The 26904-nt window shown below is 52.0% G+C and carries 24 protein-coding genes; 11 read left to right on the top strand and 13 right to left on the bottom strand.

The features are described from left to right. Positions 1-8 precede the first annotated feature (8 nt). Genes QU595_RS12165 through QU595_RS12175 form a run of 3 tightly spaced genes read left to right on the top strand, consistent with a single transcriptional unit; the run spans position 9 to position 3386 of the window. Entirely contained in the window at positions 9-1421 is a 1413-nt protein-coding gene (locus QU595_RS12165) for a CpaF family protein (RefSeq protein ID WP_315922260.1), read from the top strand. Next, positions 1421-2419: a type II secretion system F family protein gene (locus QU595_RS12170; RefSeq protein WP_315922262.1), complete on the top strand. Its 999-nt coding sequence runs from the start codon at positions 1421-1423 to the stop codon at positions 2417-2419. Before QU595_RS12165 ends, QU595_RS12170 begins: the two co-directional genes overlap by 1 nt. Before the next feature lies 1 nt (position 2420). Further along, positions 2421-3386, top strand: a complete 966-nt coding sequence (locus QU595_RS12175) for a type II secretion system F family protein (protein ID WP_315922264.1) — start codon at positions 2421-2423, stop codon at positions 3384-3386. A 3-nt stretch (positions 3387-3389) separates the two neighbouring features. Here QU595_RS12175 and QU595_RS12180 read toward each other — a convergent pair whose 3' ends face one another. The 5 genes from QU595_RS12180 to parE all read right to left on the bottom strand — a co-directional run bounded on the left by QU595_RS12180 (position 3390) and on the right by parE (position 10991). Then, on the bottom strand, positions 3390-5513 hold the full coding sequence (locus QU595_RS12180; RefSeq protein ID WP_315922266.1) for a response regulator: 2124 nt from the start codon (positions 5511-5513) through the stop codon (positions 3390-3392). Positions 5514-5519: 6 nt separating this feature from the next. Next, entirely contained in the window at positions 5520-7226 is a 1707-nt protein-coding gene (locus tag QU595_RS12185; RefSeq protein WP_315922268.1) for a methyl-accepting chemotaxis protein, read from the bottom strand. Beyond that, on the bottom strand, positions 7216-7710 hold the full coding sequence (locus QU595_RS12190; protein ID WP_315922270.1) for a chemotaxis protein CheW: 495 nt from the start codon (positions 7708-7710) through the stop codon (positions 7216-7218). Before QU595_RS12190 ends, QU595_RS12185 begins: the two co-directional genes overlap by 11 nt. A gap of 168 nt (positions 7711-7878) precedes the next feature. Further along, positions 7879-8559 (bottom strand): response regulator transcription factor, encoded by a 681-nt coding sequence (locus QU595_RS12195; RefSeq protein WP_315922272.1) that lies wholly within the window; start codon positions 8557-8559, stop codon positions 7879-7881. Between the two features lie 389 nt (positions 8560-8948). Then, positions 8949-10991, bottom strand: coding sequence for a DNA topoisomerase IV subunit B (parE, locus tag QU595_RS12200; protein ID WP_315922274.1), 2043 nt, complete (start codon positions 10989-10991; stop codon positions 8949-8951). Positions 10992-11297: 306 nt separating this feature from the next. Between parE and QU595_RS12205 the strand changes: the two genes are divergently transcribed. Continuing rightward, positions 11298-11714 (top strand): hypothetical protein, encoded by a 417-nt coding sequence (locus tag QU595_RS12205; protein WP_315922276.1) that lies wholly within the window; start codon positions 11298-11300, stop codon positions 11712-11714. Positions 11715-12176: 462 nt separating this feature from the next. Here the strand turns inward: QU595_RS12205 and QU595_RS12210 are convergent, their stop codons facing one another. Next, positions 12177-13112, bottom strand: a complete 936-nt coding sequence (locus tag QU595_RS12210) for a LysR family transcriptional regulator (protein WP_315922278.1) — start codon at positions 13110-13112, stop codon at positions 12177-12179. A gap of 106 nt (positions 13113-13218) precedes the next feature. Here QU595_RS12210 and QU595_RS12215 point away from each other — a divergent pair, with 106 nt between their 5' ends. Both QU595_RS12215 and QU595_RS12220 read left to right on the top strand, forming a co-directional pair. Continuing rightward, on the top strand, positions 13219-13794 hold the full coding sequence (locus tag QU595_RS12215) for a GNAT family N-acetyltransferase (protein WP_315922280.1): 576 nt from the start codon (positions 13219-13221) through the stop codon (positions 13792-13794). A gap of 67 nt (positions 13795-13861) precedes the next feature. Beyond that, on the top strand, positions 13862-14518 hold the full coding sequence (locus QU595_RS12220; protein ID WP_315922282.1) for a hypothetical protein: 657 nt from the start codon (positions 13862-13864) through the stop codon (positions 14516-14518). Between the two features lie 173 nt (positions 14519-14691). On the opposite strand, the gene QU595_RS12225 is transcribed toward QU595_RS12220, so the two are convergent. Next, positions 14692-15984, bottom strand: coding sequence for an MFS transporter (locus QU595_RS12225; protein WP_315922284.1), 1293 nt, complete (start codon positions 15982-15984; stop codon positions 14692-14694). Between the two features lie 158 nt (positions 15985-16142). Between QU595_RS12225 and QU595_RS12230 the strand changes: the two genes are divergently transcribed. From QU595_RS12230 to QU595_RS12240, 3 genes are all read left to right on the top strand, one after another. Continuing rightward, positions 16143-17222, top strand: coding sequence for a hypothetical protein (locus tag QU595_RS12230; RefSeq protein WP_315922286.1), 1080 nt, complete (start codon positions 16143-16145; stop codon positions 17220-17222). Positions 17223-17232: 10 nt separating this feature from the next. Continuing rightward, positions 17233-17727, top strand: a complete 495-nt coding sequence (locus QU595_RS12235; RefSeq protein WP_315922288.1) for a hypothetical protein — start codon at positions 17233-17235, stop codon at positions 17725-17727. Between the two features lie 363 nt (positions 17728-18090). Next, the gene (locus tag QU595_RS12240; RefSeq protein ID WP_315922290.1) at positions 18091-18525 is read left to right on the top strand and encodes a VOC family protein; all 435 of its coding nucleotides are present in this window, start codon (positions 18091-18093) and stop codon (positions 18523-18525) included. A gap of 105 nt (positions 18526-18630) precedes the next feature. On the opposite strand, the gene QU595_RS12245 is transcribed toward QU595_RS12240, so the two are convergent. The 5 genes from QU595_RS12245 to QU595_RS12265 form a co-directional block, all read right to left on the bottom strand. Next, entirely contained in the window at positions 18631-19485 is an 855-nt protein-coding gene (locus QU595_RS12245) for a hypothetical protein (RefSeq protein WP_315922292.1), read from the bottom strand. A gap of 123 nt (positions 19486-19608) precedes the next feature. After that, positions 19609-20220 carry a hypothetical protein gene (locus QU595_RS12250; RefSeq protein WP_315922294.1) on the bottom strand — a complete coding sequence of 204 codons (612 nt, stop codon included), beginning with the start codon at positions 20218-20220 and terminating at the stop codon, positions 19609-19611. Between the two features lie 138 nt (positions 20221-20358). After that, positions 20359-20664 (bottom strand): hypothetical protein, encoded by a 306-nt coding sequence (locus QU595_RS12255; protein WP_315922296.1) that lies wholly within the window; start codon positions 20662-20664, stop codon positions 20359-20361. Positions 20665-20688: 24 nt separating this feature from the next. Further along, positions 20689-21099 (bottom strand): hypothetical protein, encoded by a 411-nt coding sequence (locus QU595_RS12260; RefSeq protein WP_315922298.1) that lies wholly within the window; start codon positions 21097-21099, stop codon positions 20689-20691. Beyond that, positions 21096-21893, bottom strand: coding sequence for a metallophosphoesterase (locus QU595_RS12265; protein ID WP_315922300.1), 798 nt, complete (start codon positions 21891-21893; stop codon positions 21096-21098). Before QU595_RS12265 ends, QU595_RS12260 begins: the two co-directional genes overlap by 4 nt. 243 nt (positions 21894-22136) lie before the next feature. Between QU595_RS12265 and QU595_RS12270 the strand changes: the two genes are divergently transcribed. Together QU595_RS12270 and QU595_RS12275 are read left to right on the top strand one after the other, a co-directional pair. Further along, on the top strand, positions 22137-23027 hold the full coding sequence (locus tag QU595_RS12270) for a hypothetical protein (protein ID WP_315922302.1): 891 nt from the start codon (positions 22137-22139) through the stop codon (positions 23025-23027). A gap of 54 nt (positions 23028-23081) precedes the next feature. Then, positions 23082-23843, top strand: a complete 762-nt coding sequence (locus QU595_RS12275) for a hypothetical protein (RefSeq protein WP_315922304.1) — start codon at positions 23082-23084, stop codon at positions 23841-23843. 53 nt (positions 23844-23896) lie between these two features. Here QU595_RS12275 and QU595_RS12280 read toward each other — a convergent pair whose 3' ends face one another. After that, positions 23897-26881 carry an autotransporter domain-containing protein gene (locus tag QU595_RS12280; RefSeq protein WP_315922306.1) on the bottom strand — a complete coding sequence of 995 codons (2985 nt, stop codon included), beginning with the start codon at positions 26879-26881 and terminating at the stop codon, positions 23897-23899. Between the last annotated feature and the right edge of the window lie 23 nt (positions 26882-26904).

Below are 26904 nucleotides of genomic sequence, written 5' to 3' on the forward strand. Positions count from 1 at the left end.
GGCGACCGATGTTCGGACGAAAAGAAATCGCGGAAGAACCTCATCACTCCTTTCATGAGGAGAACGATGGGTATGTCACGAATCCTGGGTCCGAAATAAAGGACGCTGAGGCGTCGATCAAAGGAGATAAGATCGAGCATTATTATCTCCAAAAGCGCGTCGTCTTTACAGGACTCATCGAAACTCTTGACGTCGCCCGTTTGTCTCAAATGGAAGAATCGCAAGCGCGGGCAGAGATTGCCCGCTATGCGAATGAGATCATATCCCTTCGCAAAATCGCGATTTCCAACACCGAGCAGGCGGAACTAATCGACGACATTACGAATGACATTCTTGGCTATGGCCCGCTGGAGCCTCTTCTGGCTCGTGACGACATCGCCGACATAATGGTGAATGGAGCGAATTCCATTTTCATCGAAGTCAACGGCGTCATGGAGGCAACCGATATTCGCTTCCGCGACAATGAACAGCTGTTGAACATCTGCCAACGCATGGTGAACCAGGTTGGTCGCCGCGTGGATGATGCTAGTCCTATTTGTGACGCTCGCTTGCCGGATGGATCGCGTGTGAACGTGATCGCCCCACCGCTCGCTATCGACGGTCCATCTCTGACAATTCGAAAGTTCAAACGGGATAAGCTCACGCTCGACCAGCTGGTCACCATGGGTTCGGTAACGGAAGAAGGAGCCGAAATCCTCAAGATCATCGGCAGGGTCCGCTGTAACGTCCTCGTCTCAGGCGGCACTGGCTCCGGCAAGACCACGTTACTGAACTGCCTGACCCGTTACATTGATCGCAGGGAGCGAATTATCACCTGCGAGGATACGGCCGAACTGCAATTGCAGCAGCCGCATGTGGTGCGTCTTGAGACAAGACCGCCCAACATCGAAGGTGAAGGCGAGGTGACAATGCGCGACCTCGTTCGAAATTGCCTGCGTATGCGACCTGAGCGGATCATCGTCGGTGAGGTACGCGGAGTCGAAGCTTTCGACCTCCTGCAAGCCATGAACACCGGACACGACGGCTCTATGGGGACACTTCATGCCAATTCTCCGCGTGAAGCGATCTCACGTATTGAAGCGATGATATCCATGGGAGGCGCAAGTCTGCCAGCTTCGACTATAAGGCGGATGATAGTGTCTTCCGTCGACGTCATCATCCAGGCCGCACGCCTGCGGGATGGCTCTCGCCGGATCACTCACATTACCGAAGTCGTCGGAATGGAAGGCGATGTAGTCAGCACACAAGATCTCTACGTCTACGACATCACTGGCGAAGACCAGGAGGGTCGAGTTCTTGGTCAGCATCGTTCAACGGGTATCAGCCGCCCTGCGTTCTGGGATCGTGCTCGCTACTTCAATGAAGATCGCCGCCTTGTAGCGGCGCTTGAGAAGTCTTACGCAGAGGAATTTACCATCTGATGAGCGATACCGTCCTTGCGCTCACCATCTTCGCCCTCACAACAATCTGCGTTACCTGCTTTGGTGTCTACTTTTTGAGACCCGACATTTTCAAGAAGACACGATTTCGAGAGCGATACCACCGACTTGCCGCCTTCAATTTCGACCTGAGAATGTTCAAGGAAATAGAAGAGGGCAAGAAATGGAAACGAACTGTAGAAAAGACACTGCTCGAAATCGATGAAAAACAGCGCTCATTCTCTAGAGACACTTCCAAACCGAATCTGGTTTCAAAAATGCGCCAGGCGGGGTTATTTTGGACTAAAAGGGATTACCTATCAATCTGTCTCGGCACAGGGTTCCTTCTGTTTGTCGGCTTTTGGGCCTTCAATCTCTCGATAATTTTGGCCGCAATTCTCGCCATAGCTGGCGGAATTGGCCTGCCATATGCGACGGTTGCTCATCTACGCGGCCGTCGCTTTAAGCGTTTCAGCATTGAATTCACGAACGGCGTAGACATGATGGCACGTGGCTTGAAATCAGGCCTTCCAGTCGGTGAGTGCATTAAAATCGTCTCTAACGAAACTGCGGAGCCTGTCCGATCTGAATTCAAACAACTCAGTCAGGACTTGGCTCTCGGCTTGCCAATGGAGATCTCAATCCATCGTTTCGCTGATCGTGTCCCTCTCCACGAGACAAGTTACTTTGCGACGGTTATTGGCAGCCAATCCAAGACGGGCGGTTCTTTGTCAGAAGCACTGACGAATTTGTCGAAGATTCTTCGCGACCGAAGAAACATGCGTGAGAAGGTTCGAGCACTCAGCTCTGAGGCAATCGCATCAGCGACGATCATTGGGTCAATTCCATTCATCGTCGGCGGGATCGTATTTTTTGCAAGCCCTGACTATCTGGCTCTTCTTTTCCAGACCCGAGCAGGATTGATCACCCTGATCCTTTCAGGGCTTTGGATGATGATAGGCATTTTCATCATCTATAAGATGGTGCACTTCGAGTTCTGATATGGAAGTCTCGTCACTCTTTTCCATGGAATGGCTCCGACCAGCTTTCATCGGGATTGCGGTAAGTTGCTCGCTAGTAGGCCTCGCCTGGCCTTATCTGGAGCGAAATCCTTTCCAGATTCGCTTCCGAAAACTTCACGAGGATCGCCAAAATCGACAGGGAGAATTCCTTAGGGAACAGAGCGAGAGCATCAATCGACCCTCGATAACGCTGGTAAAGCGTATCCTGAAATTTCTGGCACGCATCTCCGATTTCATCAAGGTGACCTCGGATGAAGAGGCTATCCGGCTTTTAAGGTTGGCTGGATTTCGTGGGCCTAGCGCCATGACGAATTTTCAGGCGTTTCGCGTCATCTTTCCAATCGTCGTGTTTATAATCCTCCTCTTCTACGTAAAGGTCATCTTCAGAGTGAACGTCCCGATACCATTCCTGACTTTCATAATAGGGGCACCAAGTTGTCTGGGTTTTTATATCCCAGCCTTATTCGTGAAAAATCGGGCGATGAAACGGAAGAAGGCGATGGTCCGAGCATGGCCAGATACGCTTGATCTCCTCCTGATCGCGGTCGAGGCGGGCATGAGCACTGAAGCCGCCTTCCGCAAAACAGCCAATGATATGATCCGCTATTCAAAAGACATTGCGGAAGAGCTGACGATAACGACTGCCGAATTGTCGTATCTGCATGATCGCAAACAGGCGTTTGCAAATCTGGCTGCGAGAACGGACTCAGATGAAATCAGAGCAACCACCACCGCTCTCATTCAAACCGAACGGTATGGCACTCCATTGGGAAGTTCGTTGCGCATTCTAGCCGAAGAAAGCAGAAGCCTGCGCATGCGAGAAGCGGAACGTAAGGCAGCGGCGCTTTCGCCCAAGTTGACCGTCCCGATGGTAATCTTTTTCCTGCCCGTTCTGATCGTCATACTCATCATCCCGTCGCTCATTCGCATATGGGGATGGGCGTAAGGCTTATGTCTTTGCTTTGCTCAGAATCTTACTGACGGTCTCGCCAAGCCTTTCATGCTGGGCTGAATTCTTGATGATGTAGGCGTTGACCTTGGCCTTTTTGCTACGCTCCCGATCACGCTTGTTCGCCCTCGACGTGACCAGGATGATCGGGATCTTTCTCTTACCTTTATCGGCTCGGATAGTCTCGGCGAGCGTCAGTCCATCCATCCCAGGCATATCGACATCCGCGACGATGATATCCGGCGTCAGGGTTTGGAGCTTTTCCCACGCTTCTGAGCCATTCACCGTAACCTCAACGGCGAACCCGCGAGCCTCAAGTTGTCGCTTATGGGCGTTCCGAACGGTCGGTGAATCATCCACGACAAGGACGGTATGCGAAAAAGATTTGCCCTCTGCTTTGACCCCCAGTGCCCCCTCCTGAAGAGCAACGGGGTTTAAGATCAGGATCATTTCTCCGTTCGAGAGCGTGGCAGCACCATTGTATTTTCGATTTCCAGAAGCGCGTGGACCGAGTGGCCTGACCAACAACTCCTGCTCGCCACTGACATGATTGACCAAAACAGCGATTTCGTTGTCGTCGTCGCCGATCAAGACCACATCAAATTCGTCGTTTTCTGGGGCATCGAAAAAATGGCCAAACAACCATTCAGTGATGTAGAGCGCTGGAACCTGTCGCGTCCCGTATTCGATAGTCAGCTTCTTTCCATCCCGATGGACTGAGCTACCTGGAAGTCTAATCAATCGGCGTGCAGTAGCGGTCTCAATCGCAAAACGCTGGTCTGCGACATTGAAAACGAGGCCGCGAGTAACGGTCAGAGACAAAGGCAGAACGATAGTGAAAGTCGTACCACCCACCTCATTCAATGAGACTTCCAGATAGCCGCGCAAGCGCTCGACAGTTCTTTTCACGACGTCGAGGCCAACCCCTCGACCGGACAACTCGGTAACCGAGGCGGCAGTCGTATAACCTGGGCGGAAGAGTTCCTGCATGAGAAGGCGCTCTTCCAGTTCGTCTGTGCTGGTTTTGCGGATTTCCGCTATCTGCCTGAGAAGAGGAACGCCACGACCATCATCCTTGACCTGTACGCGAAGTCTATCTCCCGTCGTCCGTGCTATGACGCTAATGGTTCCGCTTGGATTTTTGCCGACATCGACGCGCTCGTCGGGCTTCTCAATCCCGTGGTCAATTGAGTTGCGAACAAGATGGCGCAGGATGTCATTCATACCCTGCACAATGGATTGATCGATATCGACATGATCCCCGTCGACAATCAGTTCTGCAGTTTTCCCCGATTTCCCACAGGCATCCCTGACGACGCGAGACAGCCCTACGCAGGCGTCCTTGAAGGCTTGTGTCCGAGCACGCCGAACCTCGTCCTCAAGGAAGAAGGTCGCCGTCTCCAAGGTTCGATAGTCTTCGTCCAAGTTGTCAGTCAGAGACATGATCTTGGAAAGGAGTTGATCATGAACCTTGTTGGAACGGTCCTTGTCGAAATCAAGCGCCAGTTCATAGAGATCTGCAGCCTCTTGACGACGCTTCAAAAGCCGCTCTCTTGATTTCAAAAGCTCTTCGCTACGATACAGCAGCGCGTCCAGCTTGCTGAGAGAAATGCGGATGCTCTCGTTCGCTGGTGCAGCAACAACAGGGGAGGCTGAACGTTCAACAGGGAGTGGCGTCTGAACCACAGATAGACCGGGCTTTTCACTGGCCCTGTCGATTTGTGGCTTGGCCTTCGAGCTTTTGATCGATGCCAGAGCATCACGGACGAGCGACTCGTCCACAGCTCCAGCAAGGGACGTCCTGGCCGATTGATTGATGGCATCATTGACCATCAACAAGCGTTCGAACATCTCCTTACAGAGGTTCTTTTTACCCGTTTTGACGGCCGTCAGCTCATCTTCCATCCAGTGGCATGCCTTCTCGATGGATCGCATTTCCACGAATCCGGATGACCCCTTGAGACTATGAGCTACCCGCATGATACTCATCACGATTTCTTCGCGATCAGCGGGTGTCTCGGCCTTTTCGAGCTTGAGCAAGCTGGATTCGATAGCGACAGTTCTCTCCTTGGCCTCTTCGAAAAAGAGGATCAAGAGTTGTCTGTCGACGAGGTCATCCGACATTTGTCGTTAGGCCTGCTGCTCGGGTGTCACCGCAGTCAAGTTTTTCAGTCGATTACCCATTGAGCTTAGCTTTACGGCCATTTCCTCATTCTGGCGCGTCGCTACGAGATTTTGATCGCTGACCTCACTGATGTGTGTGATTGCCTGGCGTATCTGATTAATTCCGCTCGTTTGCGTCTGGCTCGTCACCGAAATCTTTGAGGCGAGATCGACTGATTCAGCTATGATGTCCTCCAGCGTGCGAATGGTGTCTCCAGCTTGCTCCACCAGCACCAGTGCCCTTTCGACGGTTTCTTTCCCTTGGCTCGTCAAATAGACCGCATCCTGCGTGCGCTTGCTGATTTTGCTCAGGATGCGACGAACCTGTGATGTCGTAGACTTGGATTGCTCGGCCAGCGCACGAATTTCCGTTGCGACGACCGTAAAGCCCCTCCCCTGCTCTCCTGCCCTGGATGCCTCAATGGACGCATTCAAGGCAAGCATATTGGTTTTGTCGGCAATGTCATTCACCACTGCGACGATTTCCTCGATAGCCTTGCTGTCGTTTTTCAATGAACGAATGCCATCGACAATTGCGTTCGAGGTGGTTTTGACAGAAGTCATCGCCTCCACTGATTCATCGATGGCCTTTCTTCCAACTTCACTGACTTCCTTAGCTCGTCCAGACGATTGAACCACAGCTTCGGCGGTCTTATTGGCATCATTCGTCTTGGCTTGAATTTTATGAACGCTGTCGACGGTCTTCGATATTTCCGCCGACTGCCCCTTCATCCCTTGCGCCTGTTTGGCAGCACCGTCACGAAGTTCGGACGCAGATTCCGCGAGGGCCTCAGCCGTTTCGCGGATCGTCGCTATCACTTTCTGAAGATACAGCTTGTCGTTACGCTCGCTTTCGATCATCCCCGCGAGCTTGGCTGTCATACCATTAAAAGATGCGCCCAGGTGCGACAACTCATCGACACCAGCCACTGGTGCGTGGATATTCAACTGCCCATCGGCAATGCGATCTGAAATGACGGCAAGTTCCCTTGAGCGCTTGGATATGTCCTGAATCATCCAAAGCATCAGCAGGATCATCCCGAGAGCCACAAACGACAGAGCCGTTTGTAACTTTCGCGTTTTGTTTACTTGATCCATAGCCGACCGATTAATGAGGCGCTCATTTTCAATTATCATCTCGGTATAGGTTCTGACAACCTCATTGAAATTGTGCCAGTTTGGACGCAATGACGGCCGTTCCATACTGAAAATGCTCTGGAGAATCATCGGCCGAAGGGTATTTTGCCAATAATCTGACGTTTCCTTCAGTTTTTGAGTCATCTCGAAAGTCGCAGAGCCTCCTTTCAGATTTTCAGTATCTTCCAACGTAAACATGATCTGATCAGCGCGCGAAACGAAAGAGCGAATCTGGGCTTCGGCTATCTTCTTGTCTGGGCTGGTCCCGCCGATCAGCTGGTCCAAGAGGCTTTTCACTCGATAACCAATCTTAGCCTCCTGCAATTTGTTGGAGGTTATCAAGTCCGAGCGCACATAATCGAACGTGAAATTCCCGAACAAAACGCTCGCGACCATGGCCAGCGCAATCACGATTATTCCCATCGAGAGTTTAGCAAAAAGGCTCCGGTACCATGGAATTCGCGAACGGGTTTCCAATCGGATGAAATCTCCGCCTTCTTCAGAGGCGCGAGATGAGGAAGATATTTCAGTGGCCAACAGTGAAACTCCGGTCGTCTAATATGGCGCGGCCGTCCAGGACGGTAGTCCCATCCTTCAGCAGGCCGACCACCCAGTTGGGTTCAGGGAAAGTCGCGGGGCTTCCATAGGTGATGAGTTCGTCAGAAACTTTCACGAACGAAGACCTACCCGTAAATTGCAGGGCAAACTCAGTTCGATGTTCACCAAGAATGACCAAATTGCACATCCCAGTACCTGTAGCGTCTCGATCCAGGCCCAAAAGCTCTGAGAGACAGAAAACCGGGACTATGGTCCCCAGAAGGTCCACAAGTCCCAATACGTGCCTTTCAGACCCAGGTAGCGGGGTGATGGTCTGCCCAAGCCTGACCCCCGTTACGTAACGGGTTTCTACAGCCCATCGATTGTCGAGGCTGTGAAAAACAACAAGTTCCTTGACGACCGCACCAGCGTCGTCGTCGAGGGATAGCGGGCTGTTCGCCCCCTCTGCGGTGTAGATGCTCATGAGCACGTGTTCCAAGGGGCATCACAATAGACGCCCTCAAAGGCCAATCGGCATGAACCCTGCAGGGAATTTCTGCAGGATTCTCAGAACCGATTGGTCAGTTTATGCGGCTTATAACTTCCCAGTTCTCAAGTGTCGACCTGGAAATGATGATCCACAGGACCCAGACTACTGATGGTCGTTATCAACCAGAATCTTGGTGCCTGCGACCGCAGCTGCCGCACGGTTGCGCACATTCAGGCTCTTGAAGAGGGCCTTCAAATGAATTTTGACGGTTCCCTCGCTCAAACCAAGCCCAGCGGCAATCTCCTTGGTGGCCTTGCCAGCAACCAGCATTTTCAGGACGTCCACCTGACGCGGCGTAAGCTTTTCCAGAATTTGTTTCTGGTCGCTGTCGGACAGAGCATTGGTGCTTGGTTCTGCTTCTGAAGCCATTCCTTCCGCCATCAGGGTAGGCACGTACACAATGCCGCCAAGAATCAGCTTTAGGGCTTCCGACAGCTGTTTAGCACCTAGGCCTTTTGGCACGTAGCCGTTAACACCCGTTTCAATGGCTGACATAATGTCGGATTTCTTCGTCGACCCTGAAACAACCGCAATCTTGATGCCTGGATAGACCTCCTTAACCGCACGAAGGCTGGCAGGGCTGGAGATGCCAGGCATGCCAAGGTCGAACAGGGCTATTGCCACCTGACCATTCACAGCGCTAAGACGATCAATAGCAGCGTCCAATGAATCGGTCTCGATGACATTAGTAAAATCGAGTTTTGTCAGGATCGATTTCAATGCCATACGAAAATATTCGTCGTCATCAGCGATCAGGGCGGTGTTTTCTGGAGTCTCTGCCATTTAGTTTCCCTAAACGTTTGCGCGACACGCTTGTTTGTACTAACAGCCATCGGATCAAGTTGAGCTTTTTACATCAGCTACAAGCATGGCTCGATTTTTCGACAGTAGACGCACTCGTCCGCCCAATGGGAAAACTTAAACGATCAGACATAAATCGAGCCAATTACTTTAAAGCAGATATCCCTTTCCAACAGCACATGTCGCAACACTAAACTCCGGTCTACGAAAGAGGCCCCCAAAAGCCACCACCACCATTTCGAAACCGTTACATCTCATTTAACGGATTAGAATTCTAAAATCACCCCCTAAGCTGCGATTATCGCCTAAAGTATGGTAAAATATGTTTAAATTTTTCATATCAAATTAGATATCACCATACATATGACCGATCATATATCGAGGTCGTCGACTTCAGCGACGGAGGAGCGGGTCTGGAGCCACTGATATCTTTCAGAAGCGTTTGTGCCCATCAAGCTTTCCACGATTTCATCAGTGATTTCTTTCTCATCATGACCGATTCGGACTTTCAAAAGTGTTCGTTTTGACGGGTCCATCGTCGTTTCCTTGAGCTGGCTGGCCATCATTTCGCCCAACCCCTTGAAGCGGCCGATCTCGATTTTCCCCTTACCCTTGAATTCCTTTTTTATGAGTTGCTCCCTGTGCGCATCATCTCTGGCATAAGCGACTTTTCCGCCTTGGCTTATGCGGTATAGCGGTGGTACGGCCAGATACAGGTGCCCTCGCTCAATCAGCTGCGGCATCTCCTTATAGAAAAAGGTAATCAGCAGGGTCGCGATATGGGCACCATCGACGTCCGCATCGGTCATGATGATGATCTTGCTGTAGCGCAAATCATCGTCACGGTACTTGCTACGCGTTCCCGTTCCGAGCGCCTGGATCAAATCCGAAATCTGCTGATTCGCGGTCATCTTGTCCCGCCCAGCGCTCGCGACGTTCAAAATCTTGCCTCTCAGAGGAAGAACGGCTTGCGTCTTCCGGTCTCGCGCCTGCTTGGCAGAGCCACCTGCCGAGTCTCCCTCGACGATAAAGAGTTCGGCTCCGTCAGCGAACCCGTTGGCGCAATCGGCGAGCTTTCCTGGTAGCCGAAGCTTCTTCGTGGCCGATTTCCGGCTGACCTCCTTCTCCTGTTTGCGCTTCAGGCGCTCGTCCATCCGGTCGATCACCCACTCCAGAAGCTTGTTTGCCTCATTGGTGTTGGAGGTCAGCCAATGTTCGAACTGATCCTGCACTGCCTTTTCGACGATGCGCGTCGCTTCGACCGTCGCCAGCCTATCCTTCGTCTGACCGACGAATTCCGGCTCGCGGATATAGACAGCGAGCATGGCGGCTGCGGAGATCATGACGTCGTCCGTCGTAATGCCGCTCACCTTCTTATTGCCGACCATCTCACCGAAGTTTCGCAATCCGCGTGACAACGCAGTACGAAGGCCAGCCTCGTGCGTGCCGCCGTCGATGGTCGGGATCGTGTTGCAATAAGAAGAGACGAATCCGTCGCCACCGAACCATGTGACGGCCCACTCAACCGATCCATGCTTGCCAGCGCTGCCAACAGTGCCGGAGAACATCTCTTTCGTAACCTGACGTTCACTGCCGATGTCGGCCGCGAGGAAATCCTTCAGGCCGCCAGGAAAATGGAAGACGGCCTTCTCTGGAATATCCTTCTTCCCGACCAGCTTGGAAGGGTGGCAAGACCAGTGAATTTTGACCCCGCCGAACAGATAGGCCTTAGAGCGCGTCATCCGGTAGAGCTGCGCAGCATCGAAGTGCGCCCCGACTCCGAAGATGTCGGCATCTGGGTGGAAGGTCACCGTTGTGCCCCTGCGATTTTGAACAGGGCCAAGGTCGATGACCCCCGTCTGGGGAACGCCTCTCGAAAAGGTCTGGCGATAGAGTTTGCGTCCGCGCGCAACTTCAACGATCAAGGCATCGGAGAGTGCGTTCACCACGGAAACGCCTACGCCGTGCAGGCCACCTGAGGTCTCATATGCTTTTCCGTCGAATTTACCGCCCGCATGAAGCATGGTCATGATGATCTCAAGGGCGGATTGGTTCTTGTACTGCGGGTGCGGATCAACCGGAATGCCGCGACCATTGTCGGCAACGGACACGAACCCGTTCTCATCGAGGGAGACCTCAATGGTAGTGGCATGACCTGCCACCGCCTCGTCCATCGAGTTGTCGATGACTTCGGAAAATAGGTGATGCATCGCCTTGTCGTCGGTGCCGCCAATATACATGCCTGGACGGCGACGAACTGGTTCGAGACCCTCAAGGATCTCAATCGACGACGCATTGTACTCCGATTCTGCAGAAACCGCAGGCGCGGAAGCAGTTGATTGGGCAGACTTCTTGCCAGCGGTCTGAGCCTTCTTAGGTGACGGCTCAGGCAACAAGTCGAAAAGATCAGCCATTATCGACCCTCCGATTTGACCTCTTTTGCCAGTTTGGGTCCAGATTCGCAACCTTTGCGGCCGATTCGCCCCCTTTTGAGGAGCCATCGCCTTTCTATCGATGCCGCCGATATTCCAGCCACCACTCGATAATTCCATAAATGTTTTAACCAACAAAAAGCTCTGCATTTAAGCCAGACTTCAAGCCAATTAATGCCATCTAAATATGTGATAAAGACATATTCTGCATAAATATCGTGAATAATTATTGACATCAATCCGCGTTTTTCGTATTTCCTCACCACGAAAAAGGAGAATCGAATATCCATGCTGAATGATAAAAACACCCTGATCGCTCTACGCAATGACATGAACGAAGCGCTCGCGGCCGTCGCCGAGAAATATGGCGTAAAAATTGATGTAGGCGGTGCACGCTATGATACGATGGGCCTCTCCTGCTCCTACAAGCTGGAAGTTGAAGCCAATCAAACGGAAGATGGAACGGAGGCTGCTCGCGCAAAGTTTGAGTGCTATGCCTCTCTATTTGGCCTTTCGGCAGAAGACTACCACAACACGTTCGACTATTACGGTGTCGAATATAGACTCGTTGATCTCAACTTGAAGGCTCGCAAGAAGCCGTTGATCGTCGAAAACATGTCGAACGGCAAACACTACACCCTCGATGCCGCATCGTATAAGAAGATGAAGGAAATCAAGAAGATCATGGAAACAAAGGCGGCCTGATATTTCAGATCGCTTGCCTAGTTTTCGACGGATTTAAAAGACGGCTGAAATGCCGTCTTTTTTGCTTCTACATGACGCCTCGGACAGGCATTTTTGCATCAGGCCGTGATGCGGATTCGCATAGCTTCCGCAGCGATCTCGATACACTAGCGTTCGTCGGCTGCAAAAGTGCATCGCTCGTGATGCAGATTTGCCAAAGCGTGATGCGTTTTTCGTTCTGGCAAAATGGCGAGCCACTTGTCATAGTAAGTCTAGGTGATCGATGAACAATCGTTTTTGACATCATCTGCGCGGTCCAAGAGAGAGCGCAGATAAATGTCTGGGGGTGTGGTCGTTTTTCAATCATCCCAGGATTCCTTCCTGGTGACTCCTCTGGAGGGTTTTGAGCTGATCCTTCCGAGTAATGGCGTTGGTAGCATTTGGGGGCTGGTGTTCACCAGGGGATGCTACCACGCCACTTTTTTAGATCATGACTTCGAACTGCGCGCGTCCCATGAAGCTTGGGATCATTCTCTCTTTGATCCAGTTGGCCAAGGTTCTCGGAGCAGGATTGTCCTTGATGTCCTTGTGAGCGACGAGCCAGAACTGCATCTTCACGCTATAGACCTCCGGGGCAAGCATCACCATGCCGGGTTCAGTCAACTCGACCAGTGAGGGTTGCGAACCAAGACCCCATCCACTCCGGATGGCGAAACCCAGCGCCAATGCCGAGTCACACTGCCACGTAATGTTCTTGTGTTCCGCGAGAATGTTCGCGTAGCGAGACCAATCCCCTGTTCCAAGATTTGGATTCAGGAAGTGGTCCATGATGCATGCCGGATGGTCGATCAGCTCTTCCATCGTCCTAGGCTTCCCGTGCTCCTCAACATATTTGGTGGAAGCGAACATGCGACCTTCCATAGTCGCCTTTCCTAGCACGACCACGTCTGGATTGGTTGGCTCCACGTAGGTGACGTCGATATCGGCATGCGCATGACCGAGGTCGATGGACTTCCCAACCGCCCTCGTGCGGGTCTGCACGGTGATCCCTGGATGCTCTTTCGGGAACTGATGCAAGATTATTGGAAGCCAATATCCACTGATGCCGTCCGAGGCGGAGAACGTCACCGTCGCACCGCGATTAAGACCTGCAGAGATCATATTCAAACGCGCCGTTACCCCGTCAAGATCGCCACAGGCCTCAATAACCCTCCGTCCGACGTCCGAAGCAACAATGCCGTCTGCGCTGCGGATAAGGAGTTTGGCACCAATCGCCTCTTCAAACGCCTGTATGCGGCGCGTGAGCGTTGACTGATTGATCCCAAGTTCGTCGGCCGCAGACCTCAAGCTACCGTGCCTAATTGCTGCCATAAAGAAGCGGGCAGATTCGAGGTCGTGGGTTTTAAGTGCTATTGTCACGAATGATCCATTCCTGATATTTTGCGATGCGAAATTGCATCGGGAATTTCTGTTCTACTTATGTTCTAATTGCTTTTGTAAACAATAATAATAATAGGGAAAACTGATGTCCAAAGAAAATTATCGAAAGAGGGTCACGCTCCATGTAGCAGATAACCATCAGGATATGAACTTCGCATTGATGGTCCGTGTCGCTGTATATGTTGGCGAAATCGGCATCCCCCTTGATGTTGCGATAGACGGCAATGATTTCTGCGCGACACATATCATCGCCAAGGTAGATGGCAAGCCAGTTGGCTCGATGCGTCTGCGCTTTTTCGACGGCGTCGCCATCATGGAGCGCCTCGCGATCCTCAAAGAAGCTCGTCTCAAGCGCTACGGTGGCAGGGGCGTCGCCTGGGAACTGGGCGAGTTTGCCGTGAACTTCTGCCGTCTGAAGGGATACACCAAATTCTTCGGTGTCAGCCGCGATAATATGGTCGAGTTCTGGAAAAAATTCGCTCCCAAGGATGCTGAATTTCGACTGATCGAAGGTGCTGAAGTCGAATATGCTGGCCGGATTTCCTATCCGATGGAGGGCGACGCACCAGAATTGCCTTACGCTGCGAAAGGACTACATACCATTAATCATTTGATGGCGACGGAATCCGCGCTCCCCGAAATGATGCATGAAGCCGCCTAATTATCTTGGTCGGTTGCTTTATTGGGAATTATGCTCGTTAAAACAGCCGACCACCTGGGAGAAATAAATGGGCAGGCAGAATGAACGTCTTCAGGGACTAACATATACAGCAGGTGAAGCGAAATACACCGTTCAAATAGCAGCATATGGCCTGACTGCGGGACACGCAGTTGTTGCAAATCACAGAACGGGCGCAGTTCATCATGAAAACCTGAGTGCTATTCTTTACCATATGGACCCATATAGTCGCGAAAGTGATCCTATGCTCGTACAACTGGATGACTTCGATTTCGCACAAAATAGGCTTCTCGACGCCCAGAAGGAACTTTCGCAGCTCGTTTGCGACAACAAGGATTTTGATTTCACAAAAAACATTTCGGTATTCAATGACGTAATTGCCGAAACGAGTGCCCTTGCGGATAAGATCAAGGCTACGATCCAGTGTTACAAGGCAGAGATGGCTGAAGCGCTCAAGGATATTCCGCCATCAATCACGGTGACCAGTAGACCTTCTGGTTCCGGCATAGCGGTCGAGGTAACTGGCCTCGATATTAATGAAACGCTGACGATGCACCTCCCGAAGGGATTCTCACGAGAACTCGTGCTCGAACTCGTTACGGATCAAATCAAACCTTCCACTCTCGAAGCCTTCAAAAAGGCAGGCCGAGTGATCGTAGATGGCAAGGAAATGCCGATTGAGGATGCGCTCACGCCCAAGATGTGAGGAAGGCGCTTGCATCTTGCCGCCTTCGAGGGAAAACTTATAACAGTCGCGGACAACTGGGCTTCCGAGAGGACGCCGCGACAAGCGCACCCTTAGAGGTCGGTACACCACGGTAAGGCGCACCAGTTTCATTCAAACGCCCCGATAACTGATGTTGCGGGGCGTTTTGTTTGTCAGTTCTCCACCGATCTCATGGAGCCGATCATCTTCTTCCCTTCGACACCCCTGACCCCATAGACGCCAAGCACGGCGAGAAGGGCGAAGTAGATCAGCGGGCCGTAGCTTCCGATCACGAGGGCGACCGCGAATAGCCAGAACGGAGCCATTCCGCCAAAGACGATGGTTGCGATGTTGTAGCTCGTACCGCTCCCCGTGGCTCTCACAAGCACTGGGAACCGCTCCATGGCGATCAGGCACGCCCCACCGAGCACTGCTGAGTACGGGATCGCATAAAGTGCCTGCAGAAGCGCAAAGCTCTCCTTCGACGGGCTGCTGACGAAGTTGGTGTAGACAGCCGCATAGACCAACACACCGCTTACCATACCTCCCAAAGCCACTTTCTTGGAGCCAATCCTATCGGACAGCCATCCGAAGAACGGAACGGCAATACTAATCACAATGGCCGCTATCAGGACGCCGAGGATCGCGTCCTGCCGCTCAAGTCCATAGAACTCAGTGACGACGCTCGGAAGGTAGACTGTGTTGATATAGTTCGGCCCCGTGATCGCTGCGAAGAGGCATACAACGGACAGGAACTGCTTCAGGTGGCCAGTCGTCAGATCCGAAATCGGTGTTTGAAGGCTGATCGTTTGCGAACGACGCGCTCGTTCGAACTCAAGGGTCTCATGAAGCTTGGTGCGGATATAGAGTCCGATTGGGCACAGAAGCGCTCCAATCAGGAATGGCACTCTCCAGCCCCATGAGTCGAAGTCTTCGGGCGAGAGACGTTTCGTCAGTGCAAAGATTATGATCGCTGCGAGCAAGACCGCCAAAGCCTGTGTGCCCAGCTGAATGGAGCAGAAAAGGCCTTTGCGATGCGGAGGAGCGACTTCGATCAGAGCCGCAGTAGCACTCCCGAACTCGCCTCCAGCCGAGAAACCCTGGATGAAACGCAAAGCAATCAGGAGGATCGGAGCAAGGACTCCCAGTGTCGCGTAGGTAGGTAGCATGGCCAGGAGAGTCGTGGCGAAAGCCATGCAAAGAAATGTCAAGGACAAGGCATTCTTGCGCCCGTGCACATCAGCGTAAGCACCAAAGACAATACCGCCCAGCGGTCGGACAATGTATGAAACTGCGAATGTCCCAAAGGCGAACAGCAGTGACATAAAGTCATTGTCTGCCGGGAAAAACAATCGCGAGATTGTGGATATCAGAAGCGCATATGCAATGAAGTCATACCATTCCAACGCATTACCTACCGCATAAGCAGCAATTACGCGTTTGGAACCTAGAGATTTTTCTGACATTGAACCCTCATTTAAAGTGATGCCAGAAAACCCTCAGTCATTTTCATCACTGAAAAACCTTCCCATTTAATGGCTGGCAACTTTTAGCAAACCGAATAGACCTTTGCAACTATATTGCTTAGCGTATTTAAATGAGAAATTTCAATAGCGAGATAACAATGTCCACAAAGCCGCTTGGCCCAGAACTTAAGGACGCGATCACCCAGACCATCGTCTATCTGCTTCGAGAGAATGTGAAAGAGCAAGAGCTATCGCGTCTGGCCCTGAATGAGATAGCAGACAAAAAAGACCGTCAGGCGAGCTATGAGCGCGGGATGGCTGATAATTACTCGACTGCTTCGCACCTCAATTGGGAAGCGGATATGTACAGACTGGCAGCGGAAACACGTTTCCCGCGAGCCGATGATGCGACCGTGAACCACTATTCCCAAATCATCCAAGGTTCGATGGTCGAACTCATTCAAGGCCTTATTGCCGAAGATGACTACGATCACGGGGGCGTCACCCATACAAGAATTCACACCGCCATAGAAAAATCGGTTGATATGGACGACGTATCTTTAGTCAACAAACTGATTGAGCAATTGGCGGAACAAGACCTGATCGAGAAGTCTGAGGTGAATTTCTGGAAGGACGAATATAAACTCGGACTTCAATTGAAATACGAAGGCGAGGCGCAATACCAGGCGCAATCGATTCAGCGCTCTGAGATTGAGACTCCGAAAATTGATGAAATTACAAAGAACGCCATGGTGAAGCTCCTCCTGCGTGAACGGATTCCTTTGAGCCTGTCACGAATTGAAATCATGGAAATGGCTAAGGAGCTTTCCAACGAAGGAAGCATTGAGAGCAGCTGGGACAATTACTCTACAGGTGCCCGACTTCAGTTCCGAGCTTCAGTCTATCAACTGGCGGCGGAAGCTCGATACCCCAGAGAAGGCGACAGAATGGTTGAAATCATGCGCTCGCAACTGGAACAAACAATTCTCGATGAAATAATCTACGACACCTCTCACGGTGATGAAGCGGAGTCGGTTCGTGTTCCGCGTGAGATGCTGACCAGCGCAATTTGTTCAGTCTCATCCCTCAAGGACATCGATTTTATGAATGAATTGGTCGATGAATTCGCGGCGCGGGGCGACATCATAAACCCATCGGCAATTAAAGAAGAAATCAAAAACAGGCTCGAAATTGATTTTCAGAATGAAGATAATTCTGATATACAAATGAAAATGTAAAGGAACAGCCATGGTTGATTTTGCAAAATTGCTACAGGAAATGCGTGAAAAGGCGACTCCGGAAGAGCGCGCTCGAATGGATGCCTATGAGGAACGCGAAGCTCGATATGAAGCGACGGCTCGCGAAATCAATGCTTCCTTTGCAGCAATCGGCGAGCGCTACGTGACGCCAGGCGGTGGAGGCTTCAAACTGACGGCAAAGCCTCAGAAAAAGGACTACGAGCAGTACGTTATGCGCGAATGGCAGAAGCCAATCAAAATGCGCATGGAAGACGGCACAATCCATTTCATTGGCGGTTCGACTGGCTATGAAAGGTTCGAAGTCTCTGAGGAGATGATCGAGCAGATGCAGAAGTGGTGTGACGACGGCCACTTCGAATGGTCCATATGCGGAGGAAGCCCACGCTACAATCGCTGTTCCGTCGACATGCGGGAGGTTCTTGAATACCTCCGCGAGCAGAAGCCGGAACTCTTCAAGGACGCTGCGCCCGCCCTGTCCATGTGATTTCTGGAGTATCCAGATGCCGAATCCGAGCGTAGGACGATTTGAGAACCAAACCTTCTTGGAGACGGCACGGACATTACAGGCAGGCACATCGAGTATTGGGGCGAGTCCTGGACGATCACCGGACGGAACTATCTCGGAGACTGGGATGTCGAGCGCTTCGAGATGAGGCCGGACGGCCGATACAGGATTACATCGTCCATCTCCTCGAAAATCCTTCCAGAGACGCACAGACACTACGCACGCCTTATAAGCCATTCCTAAGTTCGCGACGAATGCCCGCACAGGTCACCCTCAAATGGGGTGAACTTTCCGGTTTTGTTCTGCTAAGGTTCGGCTGTGATTCATCCCAAGGAGACCGTCGTGAGCAAAATCAGCGTTGCCCTGTCCCTGTTTGTTGAACACGGTCGCCAGAAGGACGCAGCCGACTTCTACGTCGCCGCCTTTGGTGCAAAGCCGATCCAAGCCCACGACCATGAAGGCCAGCTAATGGCAGTCGATCTGCAACTGGGAACGCTCAACGTCTCCGTCGTAGGCGCAAATCCCAAGCGGCAGGCCAACTCTTCTCTCGGCGGTCCCTTCCATCCTCAATCCGCAGGAGCTGTCAGCGCCTCTTTGCGGCTGACTGTTGATGATCTCGATGCCGTGTTCGCCGAGGCCCTTGCCGCTGGTGCCACCGTTCGCAACGAAATTGGCTTGGACGATAGAGGGAGCCGATCCGCCGCCCTGTTCGATCCGTTCGGCCACATGTGGGGCCTATCTCAGCGTGAAGCCGAGGACGAACAACTCGCCGCCTGACCAGGCAGTGGGTCGGCGACTGCGTTAGGTCGGATGTTGGTTTCCTATGAGTGGGAATCGGACTTCTGCTTCCCACCGTCGAGAGAATGCTCGCTGACAGACTTTCTATGCCCTAGCGAATGCCCGAGATTTCCGCCTGAGGAAGGCAATGGTTAGCGGCGGAATTGTCCCAAGAACCACCGAAATGCAAGCTGCCACCAACTCCGCTGTAGTTGGCCAAGTCGGCCAGGCCGTATAATCGATCCCCGAAAAAAGTTGCGTTCGCCCCAAGAGGCATACGCCAGCAGTCATTGTCACAAATAATACCCACATAGGAAATCTGTGCACCAAGGTCATGAATGCAGAAATGCGCATTGATAGGAAAAGTCCAAAGGCCATCAAAGCCCCTGCAGACATAGGGGTCAACGGAGGTCGGGGCGACATCGACTCTACAAAAACTGGAAAGCCTGCAAAGGGTAATGCGTCGTTATATGACGTCTGCAGTCGATCCAGAAGACCAATTGCCGAGAATAGGATACTGATAACCCAGCCGAATAGCCCGAAAATCAATACCTTTTTGATCGGTAGCATCAATAAGGTTTGCCAGAAATCTTTATATCGCCGCCTGATGTAGCCGATAAAGCCGATATCGACAGGTATGTCCTCCTCTGGAGCGATAATAGGCACAACTATGCGCCCCATCAGCCAAGCATAGAGGAAATTACGCAGGCCTAGAGCGTACACGTTGTCGCCTGCGGTTGCAGCTACCCCGCAAAGCAAAGCGGGAAGGTAGAGAAGCGAAAGCCAATCGAGGACCAGCCATACGCGCTCGAACGACCGCTCGATCCCCGACAAGGGTTCAGGTTGCGGAGATAAAGGATCGACACTTGTCACGCGCACAAAATACCATGTGCCGACGATGTTCATGAGAGCGAACAATATTATTTGCACCGCCGCCAGCGACATTCCCAACGATTGCATAAGAGCGCCCCTGCTCAATCTACTGACCGAAGTCCCGAGACTATTCCTTTTTTTGTTGGAACCGCAACGGGTGTAGCCGACCTTATCAGGCAAACGCGCACGGATTCAGAATGCGTCCCTCATCTAGAAGGGTTTACGCCTCCGAGGCAATCGGAGCGGATCAGCTACGCGCCACCCTTTATAATGAGGATGATTTGTCAGATAATACTTTATCGCCTCAGCGGCCATTTTTCGGAACTTTTCATTGTTCCACAGATCAACGATACTTTTTCTCTTCAGACGACCCGTCTGCTTCGATCCCTCGTAAACCCAACCCAGATAGGCATCGAGTTTTGGTTTGTCGCGATTTTCCCAATGTCCATGGGGAACAGACGGGAAATAATCTGGATCTATCGTTCTGAAGTGCCAATTCTTTAATTCACCAGCATCGCCCACGAAGTGGTTATAGTCATCATGATCATCATAGCGTGTGGAGGGTTCAACCGAGACCGCATTTTCATTCCCCTGCACCAACTCGCTTGCATCATGACCCCATTCATCATCGTTAACGTGCCAATTATTTTTCGTCATGATTTCTTGCGCAAAAGAAGTGGCAACATCGTTCGGTTGTCCGATCTGTGAAAGCACGGACATACGTTCGAGATATATCGTCTTTTGGATAATTCCGAACTTGAGAGACGTTCCCGTCAGAAACAAAAAGTCCTCTGCGGCTGCTGTTGTTAGATATCCTACCACTCGTGCTTCCGATGAATAGAGATTTTCGACCTAAAGTAGCCCACTTCTGCTTTGACCTTCGAGCTGAAGATAGCTATGGGTCACTCTAGGATAATCGTTGGCGCACAAGCACTGGTTCAGCTTTGTCGGAAGTGACCTTTAGGCCTTTTTTGAGTCCTCGTTCACGATAGAGTCTCTGTATCTCGCTCTTAGAGCCAGATCGGGAATCGGTGTGTCGACTTCAGACATAAAGCCAAGGTAGATGTTTGCCCAAGGGTCGCTTGTCCAACGATGCTTCCGATAGATCGCAATGGCTTCGTCTTTGACCGCTCGGTCTCCCTTTGCGAACCGCGTGATGACATCAATCTCATCGTTCGTGAGTTCTGTCTGCTCTTCCTTCTTGGGAGCAGCAGGCATCGGACCTGTCCCGAACAAATTGCTGAAGAAGTCACCCCAGATGCTCATGAAAATCCCTTTCGACCAATGATGCTATCGCTCTTCTACAGCGGTTAGAATTCCAGCCTCAGCGCCATCGACCTCTTTACCATTGCGTTTGGAGGTGATCTTCGGAAGCGGTTCCAAACCAGCGCGCTCGCGCATCTCTTCAAGGGGGACGATCTCGTAGATTTCATCGATGACCTTGCGCCTGCGGTTGCTGAAGTCTGGCAAGAGCGGAGGCAAAAACCTCAAGACACGCTTACAAAACTCGATCAGATAGACAAACGGCAACACCATCACAAAAATGATCGCCAAGGGCAACATCGTAAATCGCTCGCATAACTTATAGAACGCAGCCTTATCGATCAGATGCCTGATCTCAGGACAGGCGCGAGCTACCTTGATTTCACGGAAGTAGCCGCGACGGGGAGATATGAAGCGCCAAGGGAAGAATGGCTTCATCGCTTTCCCCCTTGGAACTGGTAGCGAGGATCATCCAGGTCGATGATGAGATCGAACTGGTAGTCGCGGTTCTCGTTCACATAACCACGAGGATTGACGACGATATGAGTGTCATGAACCTGGTAGTCGAACGAGTTATGAACGTGCCCGTGCAGGCACAGGTGGGGCCTGTACTCATAGATCAGGTCATCGAGGTTCGAGACGAACGACGAATTCAACGGATCGCCAGCAAACCGCCTGTGCACTGACAGTGGGTGAATGCCATGATGGGTTACCAGAACGGTCTTGCCGTCGAACGGTCGAGCCAGCGCCTCCTCGATGAAAGCCCGCGATGCAATATGCATGTCGAGCAAATGCTTCGGCATCAGGCGGGTATACGGCTCCTTCCGATACTTGATCTGGTTGAAGTCGTTCATTGAGCCAAGGGCGGACATCATGCCCAAGCCTTGATCCCCCATGAGCTTGTAATCGGTCCATAGCGTTGCCCCAATGAATCGAACGCCGTCGATCACCACCTCGTCGTTTTCGAGGAAGTGAATGTTCGGGTATTTCTTGGCAGCTTCGCGAGCCTCAGCCAGACCATCGACCAGCGATCCACGATAATATTCGTGGTTGCCAGCGACATAGATCGTTGGAACGTTGATGTGCTCGGCAATCCATTCGATGCCGCGCGCTGGAGATTTGTTGACCAGATCACCCGTGCACACGCATACGTCCACACCCTCAGGCACCTTAAATCGGTGCGAGATGTCGTCAAATTCCAGGTGCAGATCCGATAGTGGCCACAGTTTCATCTGAAAACTCCTTTCATCATTGTGTATGCACGAATTTTTTAAAGATGACAATCACATGATTTTCTTAATTCGTGGTGCGGCTATTTATTCCGTAATTTAGATTGAATTCGGCATTAAAATAAGGAATATTGGCCTCGCTTGTCATTGGAGAATGAGCGCGGATTTAAATGGAATAACGGAAAACAGGCCACGCCTACGTTATCGACGCTCTTCTATGGACTGGCCCCGACCTAAGGAGAGCAAATGTCGACGAAATATGTGAATGGCTACGAAATTCTTCCGTCGAAATTCGATCCCAGCATTAATTTCTCGAAGGCAACCGACGACGGCGGCATGGTCGAAACCCGTTTCGTGCAACGCCTGAAAGAGCGATTTATCGTCTATATTTCGTCGATGTCTGGCTGCGATAAGGCCTGCCGCTTCTGCCATCTGACTCAGACTGGCCAGACGATGGCTATGAATCTAACACGCGAGCAGATGCTCGAACAGGCTGAGACCGTTCTATCCTCGGCAGTCTACCCAGAAGCCAAGATCGTCCATTACAATTTTATGGCTCGTGGCGAGCCGATGACCAATCCAATGGTCAATAAACATCTCTTCAATGATCTAAAGCTCGCGGCCGAGAAACGTGGACTGTTCCCGCGCATCAAGATTTCCAGCATTCTACCGACCGATTTTCGCGCTTTCGATCCTACTGTTCTATGGGATGAAACCAGTCCAGCGATTGACTTCTACTATTCGCTCTACAACACCGATCCAGGATGGCGTAAGCGCTGGATTCCCAAGGCCCTGCAACCGCAAGAGGCTCTTGCCTGGCTTGCTAAATGGCAGCAAGTCACTGGCAATCGCGTCATTCTACATTGGGCGCTAATCGATGGTGAAAACGACAGCGAGGCCAATGCACGTGAGGCGGCGCGTCTGGCGAACGAGGCTGGCCTGAATTGGGATTTCAATCTCGTCCGATACAATCCGGCCAACGACAAATCCAAGGAAGCTTCCGAGGAGCAGATCGAGCGATTTCTATCGGTGCTGCGCGCTGAGGTCAGCGATGCAAACCGCGTAAAGGTCATCCCACGCGTTGGTTTCGACGTCAAAGCTTCTTGCGGGATGTTTCTGACGCCCGAGGCGGCTTAGGCAGGTGGTCACTTTCGTGGTTGTCCACTAGCCTCAGAAACACCAGAACAAGCAATGGCCCTTCTTTACGCCATATTTATTGGGGGAATGATGGATATCAACACGATCAAAGAACGCGTAGAGGAATACGTCGAACAGCAGATTGACGACAACGTTTTTGAACGTCCGCTCGCGGCCAACGCATGCATTGCGAGCGCCATTGCATATGCAGTCGGCAAAGGTACGAAGGACGAGCTGTCTCTGCTCCAGAAGACAACCATCCTTCTTCAGCTACCGGATTTCGAGCAATTCAGGATTGGCTATTATTCCGATCCCGATGATGAGCTTTCGACGATCTTAGAACACGCGTTCGATAAGGAGGTCGCGAGGCTATTCAAGAACACGCACGTAAAGATCGCGGCCGAAACCATCGACAGGCATCTTATCGCGGATGCTGAAGCCGCGTTGGAGATCGCTGAATATCGTGACGATAGTGCATTCATCGATAGAACGGCACGAAATCAAATCAGGGCGGCAATTCGACACCTAAAAGACAGAACGGCAGCTGAAGTCGACGTCGCCACAGCAATTGATGCTGGTAGCATTTTAGGTGGCCTCAGGTCGCGCCGGAATGATCACAAACTCCACGTTCAACATGGAACGACCATCGAGCGTATCGATCAAGTCACCGAGAAGCTGCGGCAACTCGATGTGCTAGCGCGTCCACATAAAGACGCCGACATGGACAGAACCATTCTCGAAATGGTGGTCGAACTTAACAATCAGAAGCCCACCTTTGAGCAGGATGAAGGCACTGCGCCGTCAATCGGCATGTAATCTGGGGAGCAAATATAAGAATTAAAAGGGCGCTCGAAGCGCCCTTTTTGTTGTCAGAATTTCAGCTTCAAGCCGACATTGAACGACGTCGCCAGCTTCCCGCCATCAGTCGGAATTTGGACTTCACCGCCGCTCACAACCGACAGCTTGTCATTGAAGCCGTATTCGACGTTTGAACCCAGAACGACGTTGGTCTTGCCGCGATGTGCACCTTCCGACGTGAATTCCGAACCGCTGATCGAGAGATCACGGCGGGACTTCGTGATGTCACGAGTGACGGCAACCTTGCCATAGAGACCAAGATCGCCCCTCCCGAGCTTGCGTTTGCCGCCGAACTTCACCCCGACTTCCGGACGGAACAGATCGGTGTTCGATTTGCCGCTTTCTACGCCGCCAATGCCAGCTTCAGAGAAGGCATCTGTGCGCGAGTGTATGTAGGTCCCAGCGACATACGGCGTGATGGTGTAAGCACCCAGCTGCGCGATGTCGTAACCGAGTTCGACTTTGCCTGCGAAGACATTGCCGCGATAGTCCGTACCCAGCTGATCGCCGAGACCGAAAATCGAACGAGTGACTTCGAACTTCTGACGCCCGTAAGCGACCTGGCCATTAAGAACCCACTTGTCATGGTTGAGGCCCGCATAGGCTCCGCCGAAATATGTGTCGATATGATTGTCGTTCGCCTGACCGGACACCTCGGCCTTCATCGTATTCCAACCGCCGTATATGCCAGCGACCAGATCGCTTGAAATTCGCTTGTCCATGCCGAAAACAACGCCGCCCAGAGCGTAGACAGCGTCTGACGCACCGTTTCTGCCCTTCAGACCGCCTACGCCACCGATGCCGTCCATCCAGTAGCCAGTCGTCAGATTGCGATCCAGACGAAGCTCATCGAGACGGTTGCTGATGCGGGACATAGGGATGTCAAGCGAGACAAGGCCAGCCTGCACCATAGACGGATGGACATCGCCTGAGATCTCTTCGAGGGCATTCCTGACTGCTTCGGCAGTGTCGAGCTGTTGAATGCCAGCTCCCAGTTTAATCAGGTCGTTTGAGGCCAGCACAACTGATGTTTCGCCAGTCTTGTCAGCCTGAGATGCGACACTTTTTTCGATCAGCGTTGCAGACTGACAGGCGTTCGAGCTACCGCAAATGTTGCTCTCAGCAATCGAGGCTACGTCATAGCTGACGACAACGTCGTTACTCGTCAGATGATAGGCCCCGTTGACGAGATAGGTCGGTCGGAAATCGAAACTTCCGAAATTTCCCGTAATCCCGCCCGCAGCAGACATAACGCTCGTCTGCCCAGTGCGGACATAGGCATTCTCCACACCATCGATAGCGAGAAGGCCACCATTGATCGTCGCAGTTCCTGCAACATCGAGTTTGGAGCCGAGTACAACCGACAGCGAGCCGCCATCGTTGACGTAGTTGCCGTTGACCTTGAGCGTGCCAGTGTAAGGCCAGCCTGCGTGCAAGATGCCTTTGGAAGTAACATTACCGAGCTGGCCATCGCCACCAACAATGCCATTTTCTCCGATGTAGGTGTTGCCAATGATCATACCATTTACGACCAGCGCACCATCATTGACGGTGGTCCCGCCCGTGTAGGTGTTGTTTCCAGCCAGTCGAAGAGTGCCATTGCCGTTCTTCACGAGACCGCCAGCACCGGAGATGTCGTTCTGCCAAACTGAACCGCCAGAAAACGAGACATTGAAGTCACCCCAATCGAATTTGCCGGGGCCACGAATGGCTTTGGCGACGTCGACCATACCGTAACCGAAGACAGGATCGACACCTGGGGCACCGATATCACGCGCAGTACCGAGCAGAACCTGCCCGATTTGGTCGCCTTTCATATAAGGAAACGTCTGCTTCACGAGGGCGGCCGACGCCGAGACCACAGGTGCTGCCGCCGATGTGCCCGCAAATAACTGAGAACCGCTCTCGTAGGCATAGGTTGGCATGTCGATATTGACCGGAGCCGCGAGGCAGTATTTTGCGACAGGACCACACTTATTCGAATATCCTGGCATCTCTCCAGCATCGTTGACGGCAACGACCGTCAGGTAACCGCCCGTCTGCAGACGGGAATCTGTGAGCTGCATTGCACCCCAATCACCTGGGTAGTCCTTGGAGTCGTTGGACGCTGACCAGACAAGCAACATACCATGCTGATCGACATACTTGGCTGCTATCTGACGGAAATAATCGATGCCCGCCCCAACGGTACCGCCCTCTGAAAGGCTCCAACTCTTGGTTCCGATGGAATGGTTCACAATCGACACTCCATCCTTCAGCATGTTGGAATAAATCTGATCGAATGTGGAATATGAAACGCTTCCGCCACGATCAAATAAATGGGCCTGAGAAACCTTGGCTCCTGGAGCGATGCCGCCAACATAGCCCGCATTATTCTGCCAAGATGAATCGGCATTTCCGGCAATAATCATGGAAACGCTGTCGCCATGGTTCGTATTGGTCTCTTGGCTATTTTCAACATAATTGCGGAAGGCGACAATCTTGTCCTTCAGATATTTGCCTTCTCCGCTGAAGCCAGTGTCCACGACGCCGACCACAACATTCTGTCCCGTGATACCTCGCGCGTAGGCATCGTGAGCGCCAAGGGTGGCCATCGTCCGCGACGTTCTCGTCTTATAAATTACGGGTATATGATAGGAGGCCTGCCGTGGAACCGGGACGTTCGCCAAGAATGCGCTGGCAGATCGACCGATGCCCTGAACTGCAGATGGAATGGCTCGGCCTGGATCACGAAGCGCATCGATAGCCTTGTTTCCTACAACATCGACATATCTGAGCGCGGGAATGTATTTTTCACCGATTTCAGAGAATGGCGGGTTTTCACCCGGCGGTGGAGGTGGTGGTGTCCATCCTCCACCGCCGCCACCATTGCCAGGGCCGCCGCTGCCAGGATTACTGGGACCATCCGAACCGCCACCGCCTCCACAAGCAGTCAGAAACGAGGTCGCCAGCAGAGCTGAGATAAGAAGCGTTTTTCTGATTTTTGAATTATTCAAAACAGTTCTCCAAAAACGGCGAG

Source organism: Mesorhizobium sp. SP-1A, assembly GCF_032460275.1.
In the GTDB taxonomy this organism is placed as follows: Bacteria; Pseudomonadota; Alphaproteobacteria; order Rhizobiales; family Rhizobiaceae; genus Mesorhizobium.